Below are 14,179 nucleotides of genomic sequence, written 5' to 3' on the forward strand. Positions count from 1 at the left end.
GAGTCCTGTGGAATACAGAATGCAGGCCGCCAAGGCAGCGTAGGTGGATAATTGTCCAACCTTCGGGGGTCATACCAGAGCGTGCGGAACGATGATCTCACTACCGCTATCGTGCGACGCTCCGCGTCGGCATGCCTTTCAGGACGCTCTGCGTCCTCGTTGCGACACGGCTCAAGACCGGACGCAACAGGTGAAATACGCTACTCAATCGCCTCATACGGCAAGCCCACATAATTCTCGGCAATGGTCCTGCGCCCGGCTTGCGAGCCGACGTAGTAGTCCAGTTCGGTCTGCTGGATGCGCTGGCTGAACGCATCGGTGTCGGGGAAGTTGTGCAGCACCGAGGTCATCCACCAGGAGAAGCGCTCGGCCTTCCACACGCGGCGCAGGCAGATCTGCGAATACTTTTCCAGCAGGTCAGTACGGCCTTCGCGATAGACCTTGAGCAAAATCCGGTACAGCGTGCTGACATCGCTGGCCGCCAGGTTCAGGCCCTTGGCGCCGGTAGGCGGGACAATGTGCGCAGCATCGCCGAGCAGGAACAGGCGACCGTACTGCATGGGTTCAACCACGAAGCTGCGCAGCGGCGCGATGCTTTTTTCGATGGACGGGCCGGTCACCAAGCGGTCTGCCAGATGCTCGGGCAGACGGGCTTTGAGTTCGGTCCAGAAGCGTTCATCCGACCAGTCTTCGACCTTCTCTTCGGCGCTGACCTGCACGTAATAGCGGGTACGGATGGCCGAGCGCATGCTGCACAGGGCAAAGCCGCGCGGGTGATTGGCATAGACCAGCTCTTCATTGACCGGCGGCGTGTCGGCCAGTACGCCCAGCCAGCCAAACGGGTAGACGCGCTCGAAGATTTTCAGCGTTTCAGACGGGATCGATTGCCGCGATACACCATGGAAACCGTCGCAGCCGGCAATGTAGTCGCAGTCCAGGCGCACGGTTTCGCCGTCTTTCACGAACGTGACATAGGGACTGTCGGTTTTTGGGTCGTGGATGTTCACGTCAGACGCGTCATAGACAGTCATCGCACCTGCTGCTGCGCGCGCGGCCATCAAGTCGCGGGTGACTTCAGTCTGGCCGTAGACCATCACGGTTCTGCCACCGGTCAGTGTTTTCAGGTCGATACGCTCGCAGCGCCCGTCGAAGGCCAGCTCGAAACCGTCATGAATCAAGCCCTCGGCGTCCATTCGTTCGCTGACGCCTGCTTCACGCAACAGGTCGGTCATGCCTTGCTCAAGCACGCCGGCGCGGATGCGCGAGAGGATGTAATCGGGGTCCTTGCGCTCGACAATTACGTTGTCGATGCCGGCACGCTGCAGCAGTTGGCCCAGCAGCAGCCCTGAGGGGCCTGAACCGATAATGGCAACCTGGGTTTTCATGGCGATGGTCCTGTTTTTGATCCCTGCCAAGCGTCATCAGCGGGATATGATTGTTTTTGTCTCCTGCATTTTTAATGGATGCCATCGAGATAAGAAGGCAATATTCGACGCATTATCTGGACTTTTCGAGGATCCGGACGGGAGAGCAACACATGGCCAGACCTGCCACTGCAACGATACCGGTGTTCAAGCTTTACGGGGAAACAGCCGCCTGGCCGACCCCGGACCTGATCCATTGCGAGTCGATCCCCGAGCGCAGCAAGATGCACGAATGGGAGATCAAGCCGCATCGCCATGGAGATCTGGTGCAGTTGCTGTATGTGCAGTCCGGCAGGGCGATGCTCAAGGTCGAGGATGTGGTCACCGAGGTCGAGACACCTTCGCTGCAGGTGGTTCCGGCGTTAAGCGTGCACACCTTCAGGTTTGCCGAAGATATCCAGGGGCACATTCTCAGTCTGGCCAAACCCTTGGTGGAGCAGCTTGAGACGGCACTCGACAGCTCGGCAATGCGCACGGCACGGTGTTACGAGCTAGGGGCGGACAGCCATTACGTTGATACGCTGTTCAGCGCCATCGCCCGCGAGTACCGGCAGCCCAGAGCTGGCCGCGATCTGATGCTGCATTCATTGATCAACGTGTTGGCGGTCTGGCTCAGTCGGCGCAGCAGCGAGCATGCTGGCGAAGAAATTCACGCCATGGACCGCGGCCGTGAGCATTTGCAGGTGTTCATGCATCAATTGGAGGCGAGCTTTCGCGAGCACTGGTCCATTCACCAGCATGCGCAGGCCATGGGCATCAGCGCCGCGCATTTGAATTCGCTGTGTCGGCGCCTGTGCAACCAGTCGGCCTTGCAGATCATCAGCCAGCGGCTGTTGCTGGAGGCCAGGCGCAACCTGATCTACACCACCATGACCATCAATCAGGTGTCCGACAGCCTCGGGTTTTCCGAGCCTGCTTATTTTTCGCGCTTCTTCAAACGTGCTACCGGGCAGTCACCCAAAGCGTTTCGTCAGCAGAAATAAAAACGGGGCGCTAAAGAGCGCCCCGTTTGCCTGCCGGTTATTGCCGTGGGATCAGGCCACGACCTGATAGCACGGCACGTAGGCCGCGCCACCGGGCAACTTCATCCGGTGCTGATCGACAAACGCCTGCAGCAGTTTGTCCAGCGGCCCCATGATCGAAGGATCGCCCTGAATCTGATAAGGCCCGTGCTCCTCGATCAGGCGAATGCCCTTGTCCTTGACATTGCCCGCGACAATCCCGGAAAACGCCCGGCGCAGGTTGGCGGCCAGCTCGTGAGTGGGCACGTCGTGGTTCAGTTGCAGTTTCGACATGTTCTCGTGAGTCGGATCGAAAGGGTGCTGGAAGCTTTCCTCGATCTTCAGCAACCAGTTGAAGTGAAACGCGTCATTCCGCTCGCGGCGGAACTGCTTCACTTCTTTCAGGCCCTGAGTCATCTGCCGGGCGACGTCTGCCGGGTTGTCGATGATGATCTGGTAATGACGCTGCGCTTCTTCACCCAGCGTGGCACCGACGAACGCGTGCAACTGTTGCAGGTACGGCTCGGTATTTTTCGGACCGGTCAGGATTACCGGGAACGGTACGTCCTTGTTGTCCGGGTGCATCAGAATGCCAAGCAGATAGAGGAATTCTTCAGCCGTGCCTGCGCCACCGGGGAAGATGATGATGCCGTGGCCAACGCGCACGAAGGCTTCGAGACGTTTTTCGATGTCCGGCAGGATCACCAGCTCGTTGACGATCGGGTTGGGTGCTTCGGCCGCAATGATGCCCGGCTCGGTCAGGCCCAGATAGCGACCGCCGACAATGCGTTGTTTGGCGTGGGCAATAGTCGCGCCCTTCATCGGGCCTTTCATTACGCCAGGGCCGCAGCCGGTGCAGATATCCAGGCTGCGCAGGCCCAGTTCATGGCCGACTTTCTTGGTGTATTTGTATTCTTCAGTGTTGATCGAGTGACCACCCCAGCACACCACCATCTTCGGCTCTACGCCAGCGCGCAGCGTGCGGGCATTGCGCAGCAGGTGGAACACGTAATCGGTGATGCCCTGAGAATTGCTCAGGTCGATGCGCTGGCTGTCCAGTTCGCTTTCGGTGTAAACGATGTCACGCAGGGCGCTGAACAGCATCTCGCGGGTGCTGGCGATCATTTCACCATCAACAAACGCATCGGCCGGAGCGTTGAGCAGCTCCAGGCGCACACCGCGGTCCTGCTGATGAATTCGCACTTCAAAGCTTTCGTACGCCTCAAGAATGGTCTTGGCGTTATCGACGTGGGCGCCAGTGTTGAGAATGGCCAGGGCGCACTGGCGAAACAGGGTGTAGGTGCTGCCTGAACCGGCCGCGCTGAGTTGTTGCACTTCACGCTGGGACAGGGTTTCAAGGCTGCCTTTCGGGCTTACGGTGGCGTTAATCACTTGTCTTGGGATCATTCTATTTTCCATTAGAGCGATGCAGTCGAGCATCAGGATGGTGAACATTGAGAACATTCACCCCTGTGGAGCCTTTTCTACAGCACTTGGCCGGGAAAGCAAACGCCGGACCGCAGACGTCCCCTGTTTGAGCCTTTGTGCGCCATCGCAGGATTGAATCGGCAAGCGAATTCTTTTGAAAGCAGGCACTTGCCCGGCATGACCGTGCGGCTGAATTTTGACGCGGACAACGGGCAATAGTGAACCTGACCCCGTTAACGGAGTCTGTTAGCTGATGGACTTTCTGGACGGCCTGCACGAAAGGGATCATCAGGTGCTTTTTAAGCGCGCCTGATAGGCAGACATTCCGTCCGGGCAGGAGTTGCAAAACCTTTGATCGCCTGCCGCTCCCATCCTTAGCCGGCCCGTTAAACGAGGCTTTATTTTCATTTCAGATAAAGATAATTATCGCCATGTCTCGTCATTTTTCTGCACTTCTTTCCCGTGCCCCTGGCCTGTTCGCCGTTTCGCGTCGCTTGCTCGGCGCAGGCCTGTTTGGCGCTGTATTGACCGTTGTCATTCCTGGCAACGCACAGGCCGCGGGCAGCGATCGCTGGGTCAGTGACAGCCTCACCACGTATGTTCGCAGCGGACCGACCGATGATCATCGCATAGTGGGGACGCTGAAATCCGGGCAGAAGGTCGAGCTGCTCAGCTCTTCGGGCAAGTTCAGCCAGGTACGCGGCGAAGGCGGTTCCACAGTGTGGATCCCCAGCACTGACCTGCAGGAGGTGCCTGGTCAGGCCGAACGTGTGCCGCAATTGACCCAGCAGGTCACCGAGCTGACCGATCAACTGGCAGGCATCGACAATACCTGGAAGACCCGCGTGCAAGGCATGCAAGAGACCCTTGATGCGCGCAAGAAACTGGTCGACGAACTGGAAGCCCGCACCAAGACCCTCAACGATCAACTGGCCGATTCTCAGGCCGAATTGCGTGCCACTCAGGCGCGGCTCGGCGACGAGAACAAGCAGGTAATGATGCGCTACATGGTTTATGGCGGCAGCATTGCCGGTGCAGGCCTGCTGGTGGGTCTGATCCTTCCGGCGCTGACCAAGGGCCGCAAGAAGAACGATGGCTGGGTGTAAACCTGCCTGAAACATCTGCTCATGCCCGCGCCGCGCGCAGGCATGAGCGATAGGTGACGAGCCTCCCCGAAACTCCCTTCCTGCTCCCGCAATTACGATCCAGCCCGCAAAATTTCTGCATGCCTGCCGCCCGGACAATGCGCGAAGTTGATGTTCGTTCTACAGTTTCTGCCCGTATGGTCGAAAAACTGAGTGTTGCCCTGAACCGCGTGGCTTGTTGCGGGGACGGCGGTAACGGCGAACTGTGTTATGGCATGTTGCCATCAGTTATTATGTGCGTCCTGAAAAATGGGCTGCCGAGTCGGGTCTGAGTGGTTTTCAGGCCGTGGGTCTCATATTTTCACCCTCTCCTGTGCAGGAATCCGGATGCTGGCGTACAACCAAAAAAGCTTTCTTATCGTTGATGACTTCTCTGACTTTCGCAGTTCAGTGCGGTCGATGCTGCGTGAACTGGGCGTCAAGGAAGTGGATACCGCCGACACCGGCGAGCAGGCGCTGCGCATGTGCTCGCAAAAGCGTTATGACTTCGTATTGCATGACTTCAATCTGGGTGATGGCCGCAAGAATGGCCAGCAGGTGCTGGAAGACTTGATGGTCGAGCGGCTGCTGAGTTACGAAAGCGTATTCATCATGGTCACTGCCGAAAACAGTCAGGCGATGGTCATGAGTGCGCTTGAGTGGGAGCCGGACGGTTACCTGACCAAGCCGTTCAACCGTGCCGGGCTGGCCCAGCGCCTGGAAAAGCTGGTACAGCGCAAGACCCTTCTCAAGCCGATTCTGCAGGCCCTCGACCGGCGCAAACCGGCCGAGGTACTGGCCGCGTGCAACAAGCTGATCGAGCAGGACCCGCGTTATGCACCGTTGTGCTTGCGCTACAAGGCGGATGCCTTGCGGGACCTGAAGCAGAACGAGCCACTGGAAGCCTTTCTCAAGACCATTCTGGCTGATCGTGCCACGCCGTGGGCTTATGGCGCATTGGGCAGTCTGCTGCTCAAGCGCGGCAAGACCGCCGAAGCGCAGGCCGTCTATGAACAGGCAATCAAGGCGTTTCCGGCCATGCCGGCGCTGTTCGACGGCCTGGCTGATGTGCTGGTGGCGCTTGGCGATGCCAAACGGGCGCAGACGGTGCTGGAAAGCGCCGTGCGCCTGTCGCCGCTGGCAGTCCGTCGACAGAAGCTGCTGGGCAAGCTGGCGCTGGGCAACGAGGATTTTGAAAGTGCCTCGAAAGCCTATCGCCAGGCGGTTTCCCAAGGCCAGCATTCGCGCTTCAAAGACCCGGAAACCAATCTGGGTCTGGCACATGCTCTGATCAGCAAGGGCGGCGAGCAGGGGCTGGATGCGCGCACGCGTGTCGAGATCAACAACGCCCTTGTCGACGTTGCCAAGGAACACACCGATGACGAAGGTCTGCAAGTGCGCACCCGGCTGATGAAGGCTGCCAGCCTGCAGCACTCGGACCCGGAAACCGCAGCCAAGCTCACCGAGCAGGCGATGGCCAGGCTCGATGGCATGGAGCAGGTGCTCAGCGCCGATGCCGCCCTGATGGTGGCTGCGCAGCTCAAGAAACTGGGCCAGGAAGAAGCGGGTGCCAGTGTTTTGAAGAGCTGTGCTGAAGCCTATGGCGATGATCCGGCGGTGATGAAAAGCGTCGCCAGCATGACCGACGATCCCGCGATTCTGGGAGCCAGCAAGGCTGCCGTCGATTTCAACCTGCAAGGCGTGCGCAGTTACAAGGCCGGCAACCTCACCGAGGCACAGGCGTTTTTCCGCAGCGCCCTGGGCTTGCAGCCGAAGAACATCAGTATTGTGCTGAACATGGTGCAGTCGCTGCTTCATCCGGGGCAGAACCTCGGGCAAGCCGGCATTGACGAGTGCCGTGCCAGCCTGACCGTGCTGGGCAAGATTCCGGAAAGTGATCCGCGTTATGAGCGTTACCAGAAACTCAGGGAGAGGGCGTTTGGCGCATGAGTGAAGAGACAGAGCAGGGCCTCGACTTTTCCATGGTGATCGCCTCCACCGTACATGACATGAAAAACTCGCTGGCGACCCTGACACAGGCGCACAGCGAGTGGCTGGCGAAGCTTTCCGGTCAGCAGCGTGACATGCCGGAACAGGGCGTCATCGACTATGAGTTCGCCAACCTCAACGGCATGCTCGTGCAGTTGCTTGGCCTTTACAAACTCGGTGTCAACCAGTTGCCGTTGCGTCCGGATTACCATGAACTGGACGACTTCATCGAAGCGCAGTTGGCGCACCATCAGGACGTGCTGGCCAGCCGCGGTATCGCCGCGCGCTATGAAATCGATGACATGAGCCCCTTGGGCTTTTTTGACCGTGAACTGGTGGGCTCGGTGGTCGGCAATATCATCGTCAATGCCATCGGCTTTGCCCGCGAGCAGATCGTGATCAGCATCGGTGAAGAAGGCGGTCAGTTGAAGATCACCCTCAATGACGATGGTCCCGGTTACCCGGCGTATCTGATCGAGCGTCAAACCGAATACGTGCAGGGCATCAATCAGGGCAGTGGCAGTACCGGCCTGGGCTTGTACTTTGCTGCGCACATTGCCCGGCTGCATGTGCGCAACGGCATGCGCGGGCGAATCGAAATCGCCAACGGCGGCGTGCTGGGCGGGGCAATGTTCAGCATTTATCTGCCCTGAAACCCGAACTGCAATTGCTGCGAAATATGAGACAACCGCGCACCAGCATTATATTGACGCGGTGCCGCGCACTTGCGTTATCCCGTTGTCGGTAAGCCTGTCATGTTTTTGACTTTGGTGTCCTCAATGCCTGCCTTTTGCCCCTGTCCAGCCCGGTAACAGGGGCTTCCCCGTATGCTCAATGGCTTGGTTCGATTATTGCTAACGTCCTGTCAGGCGCCGGCTTTGGTCCGCGCAGCGTTTTAATCCAATAGCAGGCTGTCCGGGAGCATCGAGATGGAAGACACAGTACTCAGGCTGATCGAAGAAGCGATGGAAGCAGACGAAGGCACCTTGAGCAAAGGACAAAGTCTGGATTGGGACTCCATTGCGGTCCTGACCTTCATGTCGCTTGCGAATGAAAAACTGGACAAGAACCTCTCGGCCAACCGTCTCAACGCTTGCAAGAGTGTGGATGACGTCATCGGTCTCGTTACAGAGTCATAAGCGATCAGGGGCTTTCCAGGCGGTGCCGGTCAGCCCGGAAGAGGAACGTTGGGTGGTGAGTAATCCGTTTTCATTGAGCGGCAAATTGATCATGGTCACAGGTGCCTCTTCCGGCATCGGCAGCCAGGTTGCGATATGGCTGAGTCAGCAGGGCGCCCGGGTGGTGCTGGTTGCCAGAAACACCGAGCGGCTTGAAGCGACAAGGTGCCAGCTTCACGGTGAAGGTCACGGGGTCGAGCCTTTCGATTTGCTTGACGGGCATGCTGTCCCGGCCTGGATGAAAACCCTGGCCAGGACCTACGCGCCCTTCGACGGGCTGGTGCATGCCGCCGGTGTACAGATGCCGCTACCGATTCGAGCCCTGGCAATCGAGCAATGGGAAACGGTATTTGCCACCAACGTGACCTCTGGCTTTTCGCTGATAAAGTCATTCAGGCAGAAAGGGGTCTTCGTTCAAGGGGCCAGTATCGTTCTGCTTTCATCGGTGATGGCTCAGGCCGCCCAGCCTTCCCTGATGGCCTACTGCGCCAGTAAAGGCGCAGTGGAATCGATGGTCCGCGCTGCGGCACTTGAACTGGCCAGAGACGGAATAAGGGTCAATGCCATTGCGCCGGGCATAGTGCGAACCGAAATGACCCGCAAGCTTGAAGATCTGGTCGGTATCGATTCCATGGCCGTGGTTGAGCAGAAGCACCCGCTGGGGTTTGGTGAGCCGCTGGACATAGCCTATGCGGTCAATTACCTGTTGTCTCCGGCGGCTCGCTGGGTGACCGGAACATCGATGGTTGTGGATGGAGGATACCTGGCGCAATGAATGCCAATAGATTGCTCATCGTAGGTGCCGGTGCTTTCGGCCGTGAAGTGCATGCGTGGCTGACCGATTGGGTAGAGAAGAACCCTGGATGGCTTATCGCCGGATTCATCAATGACGGCCCCGGCTCGACCGAACGCTTCGAGCATTATCCGCCTGTCGTTTCGACGGTGGATGGCTACCAGCCAAAGCCTGAAGAGTATCTGGTCTGTGCGATCGGCGACCCGAGCGGCAAGCGCCTGGTTGTGGAAAAACTCCTCGCCAGGGGCGCGCAATTTTTCACCCTCATTCACCCTTCGGTCATCATTGGCGAAAATGTTTCCATTGGTCAGGGTGCGGTGATCTGTCCTTCAACGGTGCTCACGGTCGATCTTCGCATCGGCGCATTTGTAACCCTCAATATTGGCTGTCTGGTGGGGCATGACGCAGACATCGGCGACTTCTCCACCTTGAGCGGGCATTGCGATATCACTGGCGGTGTCGTGCTGGAGGAAGGTGTTTTCATGGGGACGCATGCCAGCGTCCTGCCAAAGGTAAGGATCGGCAAACAGGCTGTGGTCGGAGCGGGTAGCGTTGCAATACGCAATGTAGCCGCTGGCACTACAGTATTCGGTGTACCTGCCACACGCATATCGGGGTAACGCTCATGGGCGCTCATGCCAGGATCGTGAACATAGAATATGAACTGCCTGCTCATTCGCTAGACAATGAAACACTGGCGCGCGAATTTCCCGAGTGGGATGTCGAGAAAATCTTCTCGAAGACCGGTATTGGCGAGCGGCGTATCGTCGACAAGGATGAAACTGCGTCCGACCTTGCGTACCGCGCCTGCGAGAAGTTGTTTCTCAACGGAGATATTCAGCGCAGCGAAGTAGACGCGTTGATTTACTGCACGCAAAGCCCGGATTATGTATTGCCCGCCACCGCCTGCATTCTGCAGCACCGCTTGCAGCTCCCCACCCACTGCGCCGCCTTCGATTTCAATCAGGGCTGTTCAGGCTACATTTACGGACTTGGCATCGCCAAAGGGCTGATCGAGTCAGGGCAATGCCGGAATGTGTTACTGGTGACGGCGGAAACCTACAGCCGCTACATTCATCCGCAGGATAAAAGTGTTCGTACCCTGTTCGGTGATGCCGCGGCCGTGACCCTGCTCAGCGCGACCGAGGGCGGGCCTTTCCTGGAGCGTTTTCGTTATGGCAGTGATGGCTCCGGGGCGGAAAACCTGATGGTCCCGATTGGCGGTGCGCGAAGACCCTCGGCGGAAAACCTTCAGCCTGCCGAGTATCAGGATGACGGCGGCAGTGTGCGTACCGATGCACACCTGTACATGAATGGCCCGGCGATTTTCGAGTTTTCCATGACCCGCGTACCGCAGTTGTTCGCGTCGTTGTTCGATGACGAACTGGGTGTAGCCGATGTCGATCTGTTCGTGTTTCATCAGGCCAACCACTTCATGCTGGATGCCCTGCGTCGGCGTTTGAAGTTGCCGGTCGAGAAGTTCGTTTCTGCCTTCCAGCACTGTGGCAATACGGTGTCGTGCACCATTCCCATTGCGCTGAAGGAATCCTTGAACCGGGGTACGCTGAAACCGGGCGACCGGGTTGCTGCGGTCGGGTTCGGGGTGGGCTATTCGTGGGGGGCGTGCGTCATACGCTGGTAAACATCATCGCTCTGCGTCACCGCCCGGACGCAGAGCTTGTTGTCGGTTTGAATCCTTCCCTGATCAGCCCTTCAGCCAGGCATCGCGCCAGGCTTGCAAGTGATCGGCCTCAAGCATCCAGTTATCGATGACTGCCTGCCTCAAGGCATCGCCCTTGCGTGCGCACTCATCCAACTGGTCAATGTGTTGCTCGATGGCACTGACCCAGGCATTGGTTTCGTTTTCCACCCGAGTGACGGGCAGGTCTTCAGGCACGCTGAGCACATCACTGCAAATGACCGGAAAACCGCAGGCACCAAACTCCAGCAAGGCCACCGGGCTTTTGCTCCGGTTGATCAGATTCGACTCGGCCGGCACCAATACCAGATCCAGATTCAGACTGGCCAACGCCTCGGGGAACAAGGTGCCCTCCACGGGCGAACGCAGTTCATGAATGTAAGGGCGTAGCCAGCGCGTGCAAGGTCCCATGATGACCCACTCCACACGGTCTGCCAGCGCCTTGATGACTTCTGACAGAATCAGCAGGTCGCCTGTTTCTGTCGCCGTGCCTACCCAACCTACACGAGGTCTGGGACGAGTCTGGCGCTGGCTTCGCAGATTGCGCCACGGATCAGGCGCAAGTCGGGTTTCAACCACCTGAATGTTGAGGTGTGAGCCCTCTAGCAGCTCCGCCAGTGCTGTTGTGGGGACGGTGATCAGATCTGCCCGCGCCAGCCCGTGGCGCAGGGAAGCCTGCACTGTAGCGAGTGGCGCAGCGCTCTTGTCGATTTCAGCGTACGCCGGGTAGTGCGGCAGGTCGTAGGCCACCCAGGCGTTGGTGTGGTCCTTGATCGCGTTGATGCTGGCAATCAGGCTTTCATCTATCGGCCCCTGGATGACCACTGCATCCGGGCTGAGCCTGGCAATTTCCACGAATGGAAGCGGCGCATGGCTGATGATGCCGTCTGCCTCGCGCTCGGCGCTCAGGCTTTGCAGCGCGGTGCTGATGCGATTGCCGGCAGCCGCATGATTGCAGGGCAGAGCAAGGACCACCGGCAGTGGACGGTGGGTCAACGGCCGCCAGCTCAACTGCGGGTTGCTCTGGGCGACGAAACTGTCAGTCAGCATCAGGTTCTTGTTGTATGCAGGGTCCCAGGCCATGTAATGCAGCCAGCGGTGGTAGAGCGCGCGCGTCGCGAAATCCAGTGCTTCAGCGTCGCTCTGTGCGTTGTTCGGGCGCAGCGCAACGATGGCGTGCGGTGTCCAGACGACCAGATGCCCGGTGCTGCGCGCCTTCAGGCACAGGTCAACGTCATTGAAGTGCAGGGGGAACAAGTGTTCGTCCAGGCCTTGCACCTCTTCATGCACGGACTTGCGAATCATCAGGCAGGAGCCGCTGACCGCGCTGTAGTTCTGGTCTGTTTCCAGACGTTGCGCATCGCTCGCAGACCCTGCGATGTCGCTGGCAGTGACAGTCGCAGCGGTGCCGTTGAGGCCTATGATGATGCCGGCCTGCACGACATTGCCATCCGTCGAAATGAGTTTCGCGCCGACAACGCCCACTTCAGGGCGCAGTGCGTGGTTGAGCAGGTGGTTGAGCCAGTCCTGCTGGATGATCAGGGCGTGGCTGTCGAGCATCACAAGATAGTCGCCCAGCGCGTGTTCTGCTGCGGAGTTGAGCAGCGCCGAGGGGCTCAGTGCCTGTTCATGGCGGACGATGCGGATCCGTTCCGACTGCATCGACTCGATGGTCGCCAGCCATTGCGTGGTCTGTGCCGACTGGCTGTTGTTGTCGCAGATCAGAATTTCATAGTGCGGATACGTCGTGTTTTCCAGAATGCTCTCTACGCAGGGCAGCAGCGTTTCGAGCTGATCCTGCGAGGTAACGAGAATGGAGACCAGAGGCTGATCGGCATGGCCGTAATCGATCCGGTAAAGTCCCGACTCCAGCGCATGCACCTTACTGCCTGCGTAGCCACGCACGTGCAGATGCCGTTGCACGGTGCGCGCCTGATCGTAGTTCTCCTGTGCCTGCCATAAGGGCGAGATGATCATCGGCTCGCAAGAGTGCGCAAATTCGGTATAGCCCGGACCCTCGATCATGCGCAGGATCAGGTCGAGTTCAATGGCCTGCGCGTGTGCTGGGTCGAAGCCGCCCACCTCCAGAGCTTTTTCACGATTGAACAGCCAGTTGCGGCTGGTTGCCGCCGGGCAGGTCAGTAGGTAATCCAGGCTGAAGTCCGGGCGAAAGGCCAGATGCGCGCCTGCCTGCGCATGCAGGGTCACTTCGTCGCCGAACACTGCGCAGGCTTCGGGCGTTTCGATCATTTTCATGACGGCGCACAGCAGGCCGCTCGAGGTGAACGTCGTGCCAGCGTCGACCAGGATCCACCACGCTTGATCGTTTTCCTGCATCAGCGCGTTGATGACCGTCGCACGGTTTTCCACGCTGGCATCCCGCCAGGGCAGTTGCGCTTGCAGCGGCGTCTGCTGATCCCGGTCGTAGTCGGCAAGGACAAACACCTTGAGCTTGTCGAGCAGCGGCGCGTCGGACGCCAGGCTTTGCAGCGTGCTCAGCACGCTCTCGGGCTGCTGATTGAAATCCGACACGACAATAGCAATAGCAGGGCCGCCGTTGTGTTGTTGCAGGTGCTCGTTGAGCAACGCATGCTGGGCTGGCGTAGGTCTGCGCTGACCGAGCCAGCCAGCGACACGGGTATTTCGAACAGTAGCTTCAGGCCTTCTGTCGAAGTAGGCCAGCAGGTCCATTTCCTGAATATTGTCGCGTTGTGACAGCGGAGCAACCTTGACCTTGCCATTGAGCTCGTCAGGCCTTACCCAGCCCAGCTCTGTGGGAATACGCCTGAAGTTGGCGTGACCTTCGCGAGGCAGGGTCGGGTCTTTTCTGAATGCCTCGCTGCTCTGCTGATCCGACACCCGAAAATAGGACAGCGGGCGGGCGAGCATCGCCAGGTTGCCATGACGCAAGAGCTTTGCGTACATGGCCAAATCACCCAGCCCCCAGATCAGCACCTGTTGCAGAGACATGATGTCCTGCCCGAATACCAGCAGGTCTTCGCGACGACACATGACTGCACTGGGCTCGCCGACGAAGTTGATCGGGTGACTGGCCAGAAAGGACACCAGCTCCGGACCGTCCAGAACGACGTTTTTGCCGAATGGGTAGGCCGTGTAGAGGTTGTCTGCCAGCAGAGTGCCGTTGGCGTCGATCCTCTTTCTGGTCGCGGACACCACTTTGATATCAGGGCTGTCGTGCATGACATCGAACATCAGGCGCACGCAGTCCGGGAGAAGGATGTCATCGTCGTAGAGAAACTTGATGTACTCACCCTGCGCACGCGCTATGGCGTGTGCGATGTTGTGAGGTTCGCCCAGCGGCGTTGCGTTTTTGAAATAGTGAATGGGCCAGCGGCTGTCCGGGCTGAGCTTTTCGACAATAGCCTTGATGCCATCGTCACGGCAGTCGTCGGTAATGATGATCTCGATGTCGTCGTGGTTCTGGCGCAGCGCGCTGGCAAGCGCTGCTTCGAAGAAAGCCGGTTTGTAAGCGGGGATGACAATACTGACCAGGCGTGAAGAACTCATCGCAATACCACTTTT

The 14,179-nt window shown here is 58.7% G+C and carries 11 protein-coding genes; 8 read left to right on the forward strand and 3 right to left on the reverse strand.

Annotation, left to right across the window (positions count from 1 at the left end; translation table 11 throughout):
* Positions 1–200: 200 nt before the first annotated feature.
* On the reverse strand, positions 201–1,385 hold the full coding sequence (gene pobA, locus RYC17_RS12450; RefSeq protein WP_005731534.1) for a 4-hydroxybenzoate 3-monooxygenase: 1,185 nt from the start codon (positions 1,383–1,385) through the stop codon (positions 201–203).
* A 152-nt stretch (positions 1,386–1,537) separates the two neighbouring features.
* Here pobA and RYC17_RS12455 point away from each other — a divergent pair, with 152 nt between their 5' ends.
* Positions 1,538–2,407, forward strand: coding sequence for a helix-turn-helix domain-containing protein (locus tag RYC17_RS12455; protein ID WP_058408785.1), 870 nt, complete (start codon positions 1,538–1,540; stop codon positions 2,405–2,407).
* Between the two features lie 51 nt (positions 2,408–2,458).
* Here the strand turns inward: RYC17_RS12455 and ppnN are convergent, their stop codons facing one another.
* The gene (gene ppnN / locus RYC17_RS12460; protein WP_002554339.1) at positions 2,459–3,832 is read right to left on the reverse strand and encodes a nucleotide 5'-monophosphate nucleosidase PpnN; all 1,374 of its coding nucleotides are present in this window, start codon (positions 3,830–3,832) and stop codon (positions 2,459–2,461) included.
* Between the two features lie 452 nt (positions 3,833–4,284).
* On the opposite strand from ppnN, the gene RYC17_RS12465 reads away from it, so the two are divergent.
* The 7 genes from RYC17_RS12465 to RYC17_RS12495 all read left to right on the forward strand — a co-directional run bounded on the left by RYC17_RS12465 (position 4,285) and on the right by RYC17_RS12495 (position 10,579).
* Positions 4,285–4,959, forward strand: coding sequence for a TIGR04211 family SH3 domain-containing protein (locus tag RYC17_RS12465; protein WP_316903256.1), 675 nt, complete (start codon positions 4,285–4,287; stop codon positions 4,957–4,959).
* 366 nt (positions 4,960–5,325) lie between these two features.
* Positions 5,326–6,927 (forward strand): tetratricopeptide repeat-containing response regulator, encoded by a 1,602-nt coding sequence (locus tag RYC17_RS12470; RefSeq protein WP_002554337.1) that lies wholly within the window; start codon positions 5,326–5,328, stop codon positions 6,925–6,927.
* A complete protein-coding gene (locus RYC17_RS12475) occupies positions 6,924–7,619 on the forward strand; it encodes a sensor histidine kinase (protein ID WP_005759355.1) in 696 nt (231 codons plus the stop codon). The genes RYC17_RS12470 and RYC17_RS12475 overlap by 4 nt, the downstream gene beginning before the upstream one ends.
* A 276-nt stretch (positions 7,620–7,895) precedes the next feature.
* A complete protein-coding gene (locus RYC17_RS12480; protein WP_058401306.1) occupies positions 7,896–8,105 on the forward strand; it encodes a hypothetical protein in 210 nt (69 codons plus the stop codon).
* A gap of 52 nt (positions 8,106–8,157) precedes the next feature.
* Positions 8,158–8,919, forward strand: coding sequence for an SDR family NAD(P)-dependent oxidoreductase (locus RYC17_RS12485; RefSeq protein ID WP_058401337.1), 762 nt, complete (start codon positions 8,158–8,160; stop codon positions 8,917–8,919).
* On the forward strand, positions 8,916–9,557 hold the full coding sequence (gene vioB / locus RYC17_RS12490) for a dTDP-4-amino-4,6-dideoxy-D-glucose acetyltransferase VioB (protein WP_058401307.1): 642 nt from the start codon (positions 8,916–8,918) through the stop codon (positions 9,555–9,557). The genes RYC17_RS12485 and vioB overlap by 4 nt, the downstream gene beginning before the upstream one ends.
* A gap of 5 nt (positions 9,558–9,562) precedes the next feature.
* A complete protein-coding gene (locus RYC17_RS12495) occupies positions 9,563–10,579 on the forward strand; it encodes a ketoacyl-ACP synthase III (RefSeq protein ID WP_057455990.1) in 1,017 nt (338 codons plus the stop codon).
* Positions 10,580–10,642: 63 nt separating this feature from the next.
* On the opposite strand, the gene RYC17_RS12500 is transcribed toward RYC17_RS12495, so the two are convergent.
* Positions 10,643–14,164: a glycosyltransferase gene (locus RYC17_RS12500; RefSeq protein ID WP_316903258.1), complete on the reverse strand. Its 3,522-nt coding sequence runs from the start codon at positions 14,162–14,164 to the stop codon at positions 10,643–10,645.
* Between the last annotated feature and the right edge of the window lie 15 nt (positions 14,165–14,179).

This window comes from Pseudomonas syringae group sp. J248-6 (assembly GCF_032586995.1).
GTDB classification, from domain to species: domain Bacteria; phylum Pseudomonadota; class Gammaproteobacteria; order Pseudomonadales; family Pseudomonadaceae; genus Aquipseudomonas; species Aquipseudomonas amygdali.